This window comes from Shigella sp. SIG6, assembly GCF_053555815.1.
On the sequence record NZ_JBQZXC010000033.1, the window covers coordinates 1 to 12319 of the forward strand.

14 protein-coding genes and 1 pseudogene are annotated in these 12319 nt (G+C 50.8%); 8 read left to right on the forward strand and 7 right to left on the reverse strand.

Translation table 11 applies throughout. The annotated features are described in order from the left end of the window. Window positions 1–336, reverse strand: a pseudogene (locus ACUU1M_RS08045) (phosphodiester glycosidase family protein); the annotation flags it as partial. Between the two features lie 161 nt (window positions 337–497). On the opposite strand from ACUU1M_RS08045, the gene ysgD reads away from it, so the two are divergent. Next, window positions 498–554, forward strand: a complete 57-nt coding sequence (gene ysgD / locus ACUU1M_RS08050) for a protein YsgD (protein WP_211180520.1) — start codon at window positions 498–500, stop codon at window positions 552–554. 151 nt (window positions 555–705) lie between these two features. Continuing rightward, on the forward strand, window positions 706–1656 hold the full coding sequence (gene corA / locus ACUU1M_RS08055; protein ID WP_000947159.1) for a magnesium/cobalt transporter CorA: 951 nt from the start codon (window positions 706–708) through the stop codon (window positions 1654–1656). Between the two features lie 40 nt (window positions 1657–1696). Here corA and ACUU1M_RS08060 read toward each other — a convergent pair whose 3' ends face one another. The 4 genes from ACUU1M_RS08060 to yigI form a co-directional block, all read right to left on the reverse strand. Continuing rightward, the gene (locus ACUU1M_RS08060; RefSeq protein WP_000032578.1) at window positions 1697–2077 is read right to left on the reverse strand and encodes a DUF2628 domain-containing protein; all 381 of its coding nucleotides are present in this window, start codon (window positions 2075–2077) and stop codon (window positions 1697–1699) included. 13 nt (window positions 2078–2090) lie between these two features. Continuing rightward, window positions 2091–2471: a protein YigG gene (yigG, locus tag ACUU1M_RS08065; RefSeq protein ID WP_021578149.1), complete on the reverse strand. Its 381-nt coding sequence runs from the start codon at window positions 2469–2471 to the stop codon at window positions 2091–2093. 94 nt (window positions 2472–2565) lie between these two features. Continuing rightward, window positions 2566–3456 (reverse strand): EamA family transporter RarD, encoded by an 891-nt coding sequence (rarD, locus tag ACUU1M_RS08070; protein WP_000339092.1) that lies wholly within the window; start codon window positions 3454–3456, stop codon window positions 2566–2568. Window positions 3457–3507: 51 nt separating this feature from the next. Continuing rightward, complete coding sequence (gene yigI, locus ACUU1M_RS08075; protein ID WP_001277142.1) at window positions 3508–3975, reverse strand: acyl-CoA thioesterase YigI; 468 nt, start codon at window positions 3973–3975, stop codon at window positions 3508–3510. A gap of 164 nt (window positions 3976–4139) precedes the next feature. Here yigI and pldA point away from each other — a divergent pair, with 164 nt between their 5' ends. From pldA to rhtC, 3 genes are all read left to right on the forward strand, one after another. Continuing rightward, the gene (pldA, locus tag ACUU1M_RS08080) at window positions 4140–5009 is read left to right on the forward strand and encodes a phospholipase A (protein ID WP_001259700.1); all 870 of its coding nucleotides are present in this window, start codon (window positions 4140–4142) and stop codon (window positions 5007–5009) included. Between the two features lie 132 nt (window positions 5010–5141). After that, a complete protein-coding gene (gene recQ, locus ACUU1M_RS08085; protein ID WP_005077482.1) occupies window positions 5142–6971 on the forward strand; it encodes an ATP-dependent DNA helicase RecQ in 1830 nt (609 codons plus the stop codon). 63 nt (window positions 6972–7034) lie between these two features. Beyond that, window positions 7035–7655, forward strand: a complete 621-nt coding sequence (gene rhtC / locus ACUU1M_RS08090) for a threonine export protein RhtC (protein WP_000928829.1) — start codon at window positions 7035–7037, stop codon at window positions 7653–7655. 61 nt (window positions 7656–7716) lie between these two features. Here the strand turns inward: rhtC and rhtB are convergent, their stop codons facing one another. Beyond that, window positions 7717–8337: a homoserine/homoserine lactone efflux protein gene (rhtB, locus tag ACUU1M_RS08095; protein ID WP_000171710.1), complete on the reverse strand. Its 621-nt coding sequence runs from the start codon at window positions 8335–8337 to the stop codon at window positions 7717–7719. A 110-nt stretch (window positions 8338–8447) separates the two neighbouring features. Here rhtB and pldB point away from each other — a divergent pair, with 110 nt between their 5' ends. From pldB to bioP, 3 genes are all read left to right on the forward strand, one after another. Further along, entirely contained in the window at window positions 8448–9470 is a 1023-nt protein-coding gene (gene pldB, locus ACUU1M_RS08100) for a lysophospholipase L2 (RefSeq protein ID WP_000487654.1), read from the forward strand. Window positions 9471–9477: 7 nt separating this feature from the next. Further along, on the forward strand, window positions 9478–10278 hold the full coding sequence (gene yigL, locus ACUU1M_RS08105; RefSeq protein WP_000285352.1) for a sugar/pyridoxal phosphate phosphatase YigL: 801 nt from the start codon (window positions 9478–9480) through the stop codon (window positions 10276–10278). Window positions 10279–10353: 75 nt separating this feature from the next. Then, window positions 10354–11253 (forward strand): biotin transporter, encoded by a 900-nt coding sequence (gene bioP / locus ACUU1M_RS08110; protein WP_005071626.1) that lies wholly within the window; start codon window positions 10354–10356, stop codon window positions 11251–11253. Here bioP and metR read toward each other — a convergent pair. After that, on the reverse strand, window positions 11141–12094 hold the full coding sequence (gene metR, locus ACUU1M_RS08115; protein ID WP_000573623.1) for an HTH-type transcriptional regulator MetR: 954 nt from the start codon (window positions 12092–12094) through the stop codon (window positions 11141–11143). The genes bioP and metR overlap by 113 nt on opposite strands. Between the last annotated feature and the right edge of the window lie 225 nt (window positions 12095–12319).

Consider the following 12319-nt stretch of genomic DNA (forward strand, 5'->3'; position numbering starts at 1 on the left):
CACCTTCTGCTGACCGTTTTCGATGTACAAACCGAGCGGCGCATTGCTTTCATCATAGATGCCGCCGTTCATCGCCATCTGCACCTGACCCTGACTATTAATATCCGCCAGCAGAGCATGTAACGTTCCCCACGCTTCGCCATTGGCTTTTTGCCAGTACATTTTCACCCGCTCTGTTTGAGGATTAACGGTATACGCCTGTACGGTCAGCGTCGGATCTGAGAGTGCGCAATCATCAGCGGCAACAGCAAACAAGGGAAGTAAGGTGAGGGTGAGAAAAATCCGTTTGAGATTCAAGGTGATCATTCCTTTACCAATGAGTAGCCGATGCGCCATTATAGGTCCTGGATGTGGGATTTTTTTATCCTGTTAGCGACCTTGACGAGTACCAAAAAGCGCGAAGTTCAACTATTGTTCTGTGGTGTTCTGTTGCGTGTTGACGGCAAAATTTTGCTGGCGTAACATGCGCGCACGATCACTCTAAGAGGACATTCGCCTTGGACACACCCAGTAGATACTGGCTCACTATCCTGTCATCCAGGATCAACTCCTAAGGCTATCCCTTTTTGCTGATAGCCTTAGCGGTTGTCAGCGACCTCAATTTTTCCCGTCGCGCTGAGTCAGGCTGTTTAATGGTCTGAAACCCAATTTGTTTCTGTGTGCCCACCGAACTGTCCGATATTTTAAGCATTGGGAGTCCCGGTCATGCTGAGCGCATTTCAACTGGAAAATAACCGACTGACCCGGCTGGAAGTCGAAGAGTCACAACCCCTTGTAAATGCAGTATGGATTGATCTTGTCGAACCGGACGACGACGAGCGACTGCGCGTACAATCTGAACTTGGCCAGAGCCTGGCAACCCGCCCGGAACTGGAAGACATCGAAGCATCGGCACGTTTCTTTGAAGACGACGACGGCCTGCATATTCACTCCTTCTTCTTCTTTGAAGATGCGGAAGATCACGCCGGTAACTCCACTGTGGCATTTACCATCCGTGATGGTCGTCTGTTTACTCTGCGTGAGCGTGAACTGCCCGCTTTTCGTCTGTATCGTATGCGTGCCCGTAGCCAGTCGATGGTAGACGGTAACGCCTACGAGTTGCTGCTGGATCTGTTCGAAACCAAAATCGAACAGTTGGCAGATGAAATTGAAAATATCTATAGCGACCTGGAGCAGTTGAGCCGGGTGATTATGGAAGGGCATCAGGGCGATGAGTACGACGAGGCGCTCTCCACGCTGGCGGAACTGGAAGATATCGGCTGGAAAGTTCGCCTGTGTCTGATGGATACCCAGCGCGCTCTCAACTTCCTGGTGCGTAAAGCGCGTTTACCGGGTGGGCAACTGGAGCAGGCGCGTGAAATCCTGCGCGATATCGAATCCCTGCTGCCGCATAACGAATCCCTGTTCCAGAAGGTGAACTTCCTGATGCAGGCGGCAATGGGTTTTATCAACATCGAGCAGAACCGCATCATCAAAATTTTCTCGGTGGTATCCGTCGTGTTCCTGCCGCCAACGCTGGTTGCTTCCAGCTACGGGATGAACTTTGAGTTTATGCCAGAACTGAAGTGGAGTTTCGGCTACCCTGGCGCGATTATCTTTATGATCCTCGCGGGCCTGGCACCGTATCTGTACTTTAAGCGGAAGAACTGGTTGTAAAAAGAAGGCGGTGGCTTAGCCTGGCTAAGCCACCTGTTATTCAAAGGCTCCAGGTATTTAACCCTTTTACCTCTTTCTCATAAAACCATTTGTTCGTGTTAACAGCAACATAGGCTGCTACGGCAATTCCCAGAATGTTAACGCCAATTAATGCACCAACAAATAGAGATAGAATGCCAAGTAATAGAACTATAATTGCTTTTTTCCATAAGCCCAGAACAAATAAATAGATCCAGGAACAGAAGAAAGCAATGAAATTCATTTGAATAGTTAATCGTTGTCTTACTTTTAATGCTTTAAATGCTGCTTTATATTCTGGTGTTGCTCCCCAGAATCCAGGAAAGCCATGTTGATCATAAAAATTAAATCGGTATTTCCATTTTTCACTTAATGAATCATCGTTCATATATTCCTTACTCATAAATACTCCATAACTATTGTTTTGATGAATCAGTAGGTGCAAGCATTAGCATACTGAAAGTGGAAAAATAACAAATCAAAAAAATCATCGAACCATTGCCTGAACAGGCAAAATCTTCGGCTATCATTGTGATGATAGAGATGATATATACTGCTAATGTACCAAAAACATAAATTTTTATATATATGAAACCACTATCACGGAGTCGTTGGCAATTCATGTTGATGACGAGATAATGGAGTGCGATGGTAGAGACTATAACAAGAAAACCTGCTTCCCCATCGTTAAAAAAGATAATAAGAAAGGCAAAAATGAAATTTATTAAAATAAATGAAAATATATATCGGCGTCTGGAAATCTTACCGTTAGATGTTGGGATAAACATACGTAACATAAATTTTACATCCTTGTGTGAGTCTCCTGTCAGCATGGCAATATGCCCACTCTCATACAAGAGTCGGCATATTTTTTCAGGATATATTTATTTTTTATTTGGACGTTCTACGCTGCGTATAAATCGCGTCCATCACAAAAATTGCCAGCGCCACCCAAATAAAGGTGAAAGTCACCATCTTATCGGCACCCGGTTTTTCACCATAAAACGTCACAGCCAGCAGGAACATCAGCGTCGGGCCAATGTACTGAAAAAAGCCTAACGTTGAGAGACGCAGGCGCGTGGCAGCGGCAGTAAAACACAACAGCGGTACGGTAGTGACAATACCGGCGGCGATCAGCAGTAAATTCAGCGACATCGGGTTTTGCCCCATATGGCTGGTTGAACTGTCGGCAATAGCAAACAGGTAAATCGCCGCCATGGGCAGCAGCCACATGGTTTCAATTAACATGCCGGTTTGTGCTTCTACCGCAATCTTCTTGCGCACCAGGCCGTAGAAGGCAAAACTAAATGCCAGCCCCAGCGCGATAATAGGTAGCGAACCAAAAGTCCACAGCTGGACCAACACGCCACATATCGCCAGAATCACCGCCAGCCATTGCATCCGGCGGAATCGCTCGCCGAGGAAAATCATCCCCAGCACAATGTTCACCAGCGGGTTAATAAAGTAACCAAGGCTCGCTTCCAGCATATGGTGATTGTTCACCGCCCAGATAAACAGTAGCCAGTTGCCACCAATCAGCACGGCAGAGACTGCCAGCATAAAAATTTTCTGTGGCGTCTGAATCAGCGTTTTTAAATAGGACCACTGGCGGCAAATGCTCATCAGCACCACCATAAAGAAAAACGACCAGATCACGCGATGCGTCAGGATCTCATCGGCGGGCACGTAGTAAATCAGCTTGAAGTATGCTGGCGCAATACCCCAAATAAAATAAGCGGCAAGAGCGAGTAATACGCCCTGCCGCGTTTGTTTTGCATCCATCGGGAATACTCATTTTTAATTGGTAACAGCAGTTTACCTGCTTTTATGTCTTCAACCTACCATATAGGTGGCGGTGGCACTGGCAATATAAAGCTGTTCTTCATTGTGTAATTCAACGCGGGCGACGGCGACTTTATTGCCTGCACGCAACAGGCTACTGGTAGCAGTAAAACGCTCGCCCCTGCCTGGGCGCAGATAATCAACGCGAAGATCAATGGTCCCCATCCGCGATAGCCGCTGGCGTAGTTCATCTTCACTGATGGTTTCGTGGCGGGTTAAGGTACTTCCCACGCACACCAGACCGGCGGCGACATCCAGCGCCGACGCAATGACTCCGCCGTGCAAAATGCTTTGCGCCCAGTTACCCACCATCATCGGCTGATTTTTAAAGGCCAGCTGTGCGAACTCTTTTTCGTAACGCTCCAGTTCCATCCCCAATGCGCGGTTAAATGGCATGTGATAAACAAACATCTCACCCACTAATTTCAGGGCTTGTTCAGCGGTCAGTACGGCAGACATATCATCCTTACACTTCATTGGTTAATTAAATGTTGATTTTATGCTTCTTTGTTGTTGGTTTCTACTTTAGGAAGGGATAACTAACGGCAATGGAGTTAAGTATGTAAAATAGCCCGCAGAAAAACATTCACCTTATCAATAATTCGTTACGGAGAACACGACCGATGCGGACTCTGCAGGGCTGGTTGTTGCCGGTGTTTATGTTGCCTATGGCAGTATATGCACAAGAGGCAACGGTGAAAGAGGTGCATGACGCGCCAGCGGTGCGTGGCAGTATTATCGCCAATATGCTGCAGGAGCATGACAATCCGTTCACGCTCTATCCTTATGACACCAACTACCTCATCTACACCCAAACCAGCGATCTGAATAAAGAAGCGATTGCCAGTTACGACTGGGCGGAAAATGCGCGTAAGGATGAAGTAAAGTTTCAGTTGAGCCTGGCATTTCCGCTGTGGCGTGGGATTTTAGGCCCAAACTCGGTGTTGGGTGCGTCTTATACGCAAAAATCCTGGTGGCAACTGTCCAATAGCGAAGAGTCTTCACCGTTTCGTGAAACCAACTACGAACCGCAATTGTTCCTCGGTTTTGCCACCGATTACCGTTTTGCAGGTTGGACGCTGCGCGATGTGGAGATGGGGTATAACCACGACTCTAACGGGCGTTCAGACCCGACCTCCCGCAGCTGGAACCGCCTTTATACTCGCCTGATGGCAGAAAACGGTAACTGGCTGGTAGAAGTGAAGCCGTGGTATGTGGTGGGTAATACTGACGATAACCCGGATATCACCAAATATATGGGTTACTACCAGCTTAAAATCGGCTATCACCTCGGTGATGCGGTGCTCAGTGCGAAAGGACAGTACAACTGGAACACCGGCTACGGCGGCGCGGAGTTAGGCTTAAGTTACCCGATCACCAAACATGTGCGCCTTTATACTCAGGTTTACAGCGGCTATGGCGAATCGCTCATCGACTATAACTTCAACCAGACCCGTGTCGGTGTAGGGGTTATGCTAAACGACTTGTTTTGATGAACGGTTGAGTGGTTGGCAAATCTGGAATCCAGCATCCAGGATTACCCTCTCAGAGACTAAAAGCATTGCAGTTTCTCGCGCAGGCGCTGAAAATAGCGCCTGTTTTTATTTCAGGCAATCGGGGTGAATGTGGCGCAGGCGGAAGTGTTGAATCTGGAGTCCGGAGCTAAACAGGTTTTACAAGAAACCTTTGGCTACCAACAGTTTCGCCCCGGCCAGGAAGAAATTATCGACACTGTGCTTTCCGGTCGCGATTGCCTGGTTGTTATGCCCACTGGTGGCGGAAAATCCCTTTGCTATCAAATTCCTGCCTTATTGCTAAACGGCCTTACCGTGGTTGTTTCACCGCTGATTTCGTTGATGAAAGATCAGGTGGATCAACTACAGGCCAACGGCGTGGCGGCGGCGTGCCTTAACTCGACGCAAACCCGCGAACAGCAACTTGAAGTGATGACAGGCTGCCGCACCGGGCAAATTCGCTTACTGTATATCGCCCCGGAACGCCTGATGCTGGATAACTTTCTTGAGCATCTGGCGCACTGGAATCCGGTGTTATTAGCCGTCGATGAAGCGCACTGTATCTCCCAATGGGGCCACGATTTCCGCCCGGAATATGCCGCGCTCGGTCAGTTGCGCCAGCGGTTCCCGACGCTGCCGTTTATGGCGCTGACCGCCACAGCCGACGACACCACGCGCCAGGATATCGTGCGCCTGCTGGGGCTGAACGATCCGCTGATTCAAATCAGCAGTTTTGACCGTCCGAATATTCGCTACATGCTGATGGAGAAATTCAAACCGCTCGATCAGTTGATGCGCTACGTGCAGGAACAGCGCGGTAAGTCTGGCATTATCTACTGCAACAGCCGGGCGAAAGTAGAAGACACCGCTGCGCGCCTGCAAAGCAAGGGTATTAGCGCGGCGGCCTATCATGCCGGGCTGGAAAATAATGTCCGCGCCGACGTGCAGGAGAAATTCCAGCGCGATGATCTGCAAATTGTGGTGGCGACGGTGGCGTTCGGCATGGGCATCAATAAACCAAACGTTCGCTTCGTGGTCCACTTTGATATTCCGCGCAATATCGAATCCTATTATCAGGAAACCGGTCGCGCCGGGCGTGATGGCCTGCCTGCGGAAGCGATGCTGTTTTACGATCCGGCTGATATGGCGTGGCTGCGCCGTTGTCTGGAAGAGAAGCAGCAGGGGCAGTTGCAGGATATCGAGCGCCACAAACTCAATGCGATGGGCGCGTTTGCCGAAGCGCAAACTTGCCGTCGTCTGGTATTGCTGAACTATTTTGGCGAAGGGCGTCAGGAGCCGTGCGGGAACTGCGATATCTGCCTCGATCCGCCGAAACAGTACGACGGTTCAACCGATGCTCAGATTGCCCTTTCCACCATTGGTCGTGTGAATCAGCGGTTTGGGATGGGTTATGTGGTGGAAGTGATTCGTGGTGCTAATAACCAGCGTATCCGCGACTATGGTCATGACAAACTGAAAGTCTATGGTATGGGCCGTGATAAAAGCCATGAACATTGGGTGAGCGTGATCCGCCAGCTGATTCATCTCGGCCTGGTGACGCAAAATATTGCCCAGCATTCTGCCCTACAACTGACAGAGGCCGCGCGCCCGGTGCTGCGCGGCGAATCCTCTTTGCAACTTGCCGTGCCGCGTATCGTGGCGCTCAAACCGAAAGCGATGCAGAAATCGTTCGGCGGCAACTATGATCGCAAACTGTTCGCCAAATTACGCAAACTGCGTAAATCGATTGCCGATGAAAGTAATGTCCCGCCGTACGTGGTGTTTAACGACGCAACCTTGATTGAGATGGCTGAACAGATGCCGATCACCGCCAGCGAAATGCTCAGCGTTAACGGCGTTGGGATGCGCAAGCTGGAACGCTTTGGTAAACCGTTTATGGCGCTGATTCGTGCGCATGTCGATGGCGACGACGAAGAGTAGTCAGCAGCATAAAAAAGTGCCAGTATGAAGACTCCGTAAACGTTTCCCCCGCGAGTCAAATGTATGTTGATGTTATTTCTCACCGTCGCCATGGTGCACATTGTGGCGCTTATGAGCCCCGGTCCCGATTTCTTTTTTGTCTCTCAGACCGCTGTCAGTCGTTCCCGTAAAGAAGCGATGATGGGCGTGCTGGGCATTACCTGCGGCGTAATGGTTTGGGCTGGGATTGCGTTGCTTGGCCTGCATTTGATTATCGAAAAAATGGCCTGGCTGCATACGCTGATTATGGTGGGCGGTGGCCTGTATCTCTGCTGGATGGGTTACCAGATGCTACGCGGTGCACTGAAAAAAGAGGCTGTATCTGCGCCTGCACCACAGGTTGAGCTGGCGAAAAGCGGGCGCAGTTTCCTGAAAGGCTTACTGACCAATCTCGCCAATCCGAAAGCGATTATCTATTTTGGTTCGGTATTCTCATTGTTTGTCGGCGATAACGTTGGCACTACCGAGCGCTGGGGCATTTTCGCGTTGATTATTGTCGAAACACTGGCGTGGTTTACCGTCGTTGCCAGTCTGTTTGCCCTGCCGCAAATGCGCCGTGGTTATCAACGTCTGGCGAAGTGGATTGATGGTTTTGCCGGGGCGTTATTTGCCGGATTTGGCATTCATTTGATTATTTCGCGGTGATGCCAGACGCGTCTTCAGAGTAAGTCGGATAAGGCGTTTACGCCGCATCCGACATTATTTTTCACGCATGCCTCGCCGATGCTAACAGCGCTCCCACCAGCATAAACAACGAGCCGAAAATCTTATTCAGCGCCTTCATCTGCTTTGGTCCTTTAATCCATAGAGCAATCCTTTGAGCAAGGGTGGCGTAACCGATCATCACAATAATATCGACCACAATAGTGGTGACGCCGAGCACGATATACTGCATCAGTTGCGGCTGTTGCGGCATGATGAATTGCGGAAATAGCGCCGCCAGAAACACAATACTTTTGGGATTGGTGAGATTCACAAAAACTGCGCGCTGGAACAAATGTCGACGCGATTGAGTAGAGGCCAGCGATTTAAGATCAATTGCGCCAGCGGCGCGCCACTGCTGGATTCCCAGCCAAATCAAGTAAGCCGCGCCTGCCCACTTTAACACTTCAAACGCAATCACTGAGCGGGAAAATAGCGTCCCCAACCCCACGCCAACCAGCACAATATGAATCGCCAGTCCGGTCTGAAGCCCAGCAATAGACGCCACCGCGCCGCGATAACCGTGGTTGAGCGAGGTGGTCATAGTGTTGATTGCACCAGAGCCTGGCGACAGGCTTAAAATGATCGATGTCAGCAGGTAGGCAAACCACCATTCTAAGGTCATGATGAACTCCCGGTGTGTCTATTTTTGTGCCACAATACGCTACTGTCGCAGCGTTGTGTCAGGCACGCTTAAAAAAACGATTTTACGTGGTTTAAGAGGCAGATTACCCGATGTTTCAGCAGCAAAAAGACTGGGAAACAAGAGAAAACGCGTTTGCTGCTTTTACCATGGGACCGCTGACTGATTTCTGGCGTCAGCGTGATGAAGCAGAGTTTACTGGTGTGGATGACATTCCGGTGCGCTTTGTCCGTTTTCGCGCACAGCACCATGACCGGGTGGTAGTCATCTGCCCGGGGCGTATTGAGAGCTACGTAAAATATGCGGAACTGGCCTACGACCTGTTCCATTTGGGGTTTGATGTCTTAATCATCGACCATCGCGGGCAGGGACGTTCCGGTCGCCTGTTAGCCGATCCGCATCTCGGGCATGTTAATCGCTTTAATGATTATGTTGATGATCTGGCGGCATTCTGGCAGCAGGAGGTTCAGCCCGGTCCGTGGCGTAAACGCTATATACTGGCACATTCGATGGGCGGTGCGATCTCCACATTATTTCTGCAACGCCATCCAGGTGTATGTGACGCCATTGCGCTAACTGCGCCAATGTTTGGGATCGTGATTCGTATGCCGTCATTTATGGCACGGCAGATCCTCAACTGGGCCGAAGCGCATCCACGTTTCCGTGATGGCTATGCAATAGGCACCGGGCGCTGGCGCGCGTTGCCGTTTGCTATCAACGTACTGACCCACAGCAGACAGCGATATCGACGTAACTTACGCTTCTATGCTGATGACCCAACGATTCGCGTCGGTGGGCCGACCTACCATTGGGTACGCGAAAGTATTCTGGCTGGCGAACAGGTGTTAGCCGGTGCGGGTGATGACGCCACGCCAACGCTTCTCTTACAAGCTGAAGAGGAACGCGTGGTGGATAACCGCATGCACGACCGTTTTTGTGAACTCCGCACCGCCGCGGGCCATCCTGTCGAAGGAGGACGGCCGTTGGTAATAAAAGGTGCTTACCATGAGATCCTTTTTGAAAAGGACGCAATGCGCTCAGTCGCGCTCCACGCCATCGTTGATTTTTTCAACAGGCATAACTCACCCAGCGGAAACCGCTCTACAGAGGTTTAAATTTCTTATGTACCAGGTTGTTGCGTCTGATTTAGATGGCACGTTACTTTCTCCCGACCATACGTTATCCCCTTACGCCAAAGAAACTCTGAAGCTGCTCACCGCGCGCGGCATCAACTTTGTGTTTGCGACCGGTCGTCACCACGTTGATGTGGGGCAAATTCGCGATAATCTGGAGATTAAGTCTTACATGATTACCTCCAATGGTGCGCGCGTTCACGATCTGGATGGCAATCTGATTTTTGCTCATAACCTGGATCGCGACATTGCCAGCGATCTGTTTGGCGTAGTCAACGACAATCCGGACATCATTACTAACGTTTATCGCGACGACGAATGGTTTATGAATCGCCATCGCCCGGAAGAGATGCGCTTTTTTAAAGAAGCGGTGTTCAAATATGCGCTGTATGAGCCGGGATTACTGGAGCCGGAAGGCGTCAGCAAAGTGTTTTTCACCTGCGATTCCCATGAACAACTGCTGCCGCTGGAGCAGGCGATTAACGCTCGCTGGGGCGATCGCGTCAACGTCAGTTTCTCTACCTTAACCTGTCTGGAAGTGATGGCGGGCGGCGTGTCGAAAGGCCATGCGCTGGAAGCAGTGGCGAAGAAACTGGGCTACAGCCTGAAGGATTGTATTGCGTTTGGTGACGGGATGAACGACGCCGAAATGCTGTCGATGGCGGGGAAAGGCTGCATTATGGGCAGTGCGCACCAGCGTCTGAAAGATCTGCATCCGGAGCTGGAAGTTATTGGTACTAATGCCGACGACGCGGTGCCGCATTATCTGCGTAAACTCTATTTATCGTAATCGTTCTTTATTTGGTCAGTTGTCAACCTGATACTTCGCTACAATGGATACTCGTTAATCAAAGAGTTTTCCATTGTGGCGCTACTTATCATCACCACGATTCTGTGGGCCTTCTCCTTTAGCTTTTATGGCGAGTACCTTGCGGGGCACGTCGATAGCTATTTTGCGGTGCTGGTGCGCGTTGGCTTGGCGGCACTCGTTTTTCTGCCGTTTCTGCGTACCCGTAGCAATAGCCTGAAAACGGTCGGCCTGTATATGCTGGTGGGCGCGATGCAGCTCGGCGTGATGTATATGCTGAGTTTCCGCGCTTATCTCTACCTGACGGTCTCCGAATTGTTGCTGTTCACCGTACTGACGCCGCTCTACATCACGCTGATTTATGACATCATGAGTAAGCGCCGTCTGCGCTGGGGCTATGCTTTTAGCGCCTTGCTGGCGGTGATTGGTGCCGGGATTATTCGCTATGATCAGGTCACCGACCATTTCTGGACTGGCTTGTTGCTGGTGCAACTCTCCAATATCACTTTTGCCATCGGCATGGTGGGTTACAAACGCCTGATGGAAACTCGCCCGATGCCGCAGCATAACGCCTTTGCGTGGTTCTATCTTGGCGCGTTCCTGGTGGCGGTAATTGCATGGTTCTTGCTGGGAAATGCGCAGAAAATGCCGCAAACCACGTTGCAATGGGGCATTCTGGTGTTTCTTGGCGTGGTGGCTTCCGGGATTGGCTACTTTATGTGGAACTACGGCGCGACGCAGGTGGACGCCGGAACGCTGGGCATTATGAATAATATGCACGTTCCGGCAGGGCTGCTGGTAAACCTGGCTATCTGGCACCAACAGCCGCACTGGCCAACGTTTATTACAGGCGCGCTGGTGATCCTGGCCTCACTGTGGGTGCATCGTAAGTGGGTCGCTCCGCGCTCTTCACAAACGGCAGATGATCGCAGGCGTGATTGCGCGCTGAGCGAATAAACGCTTCCGTAACTGGCTGACGCTGCTCGCCATCGCGCACGGCGGCGTACAGTCGGCTCCACAAGCCTTCGCCCAGGGTTTTGGTCACCACCAGACCCTGGCGCTCAAAACTCTCTACTACCCAATGCGGTAGCGCGGCAATACCCATCCACGCGGCAACCATTTGAATCAACAATAAGGTGTTATCGACGCTTTTCAGTGACGGGCTGACGCCTGCCGGCTGAAGAAAATGCCGCCAGACATCCAGTCGACTACGCTGCACCGGATAAATTAATAGCGTCTCGCTGGCGAGATCTTCCGGTGTAATACGCGTTTTTGCCGCCAGTGGATGGTCAGGTGCTAACACCAGGCGTACTTCATAATCGAACATCGGCGAATAATGCAGGCCACTGCGCGGCAGGATATCGGAGGTCATCACCAGATCCAGCTCGCCCTGTTGCAACGCGGGCTGCGGGTCAAACGTCACGCCCGATTTAAAATCCATCTCTACCTGCGGCCAGTTCTTATGGAAATTTTCTAAAGCGGGTGTCAGCCACTGAATACAGCTATGGCACTCAATGGCAATGCGCAGACGCGTCTGCTGCGGTTCATTGCAGGCTTGCAGTGCCTGGCTGATTTGCGGCAGCACCTGGTTTGCCAGTTGCAACAGGATTTCTCCCTGCGGTGTAAAGCGTAGCGGCTGGCTCTTACGCACAAATAGCCGGAAGCCAAGGCGTTGTTCCAGATCGCTAAACTGGTGAGACAGGGCGGATTGCGTCTGATGCAACGTTGCCGCAGCGGCTGCGAGCGAGCCGCAGTTCCGCAACGCTTGTAGCGTTTTCAGGTGTTTTACTTCGATCATGAAAGTCCTTCACTTCGGCATGAATAATTTGCGCTTGAGGAATATACAGTAACCGCCAATTATGGATGTGTAAACATCTGGACGGCTAAAATCCTTCGTCTTTTAAATTTATGGTGCGTTGGCTGCGTTTCTCCACCCCGGTCACTTACTTCAGTAAGCTCCCGGCGATGAATAAACTTGCCGCCTTCCCTAAATTCAAAATCCATAGGATTTACATATAATTAG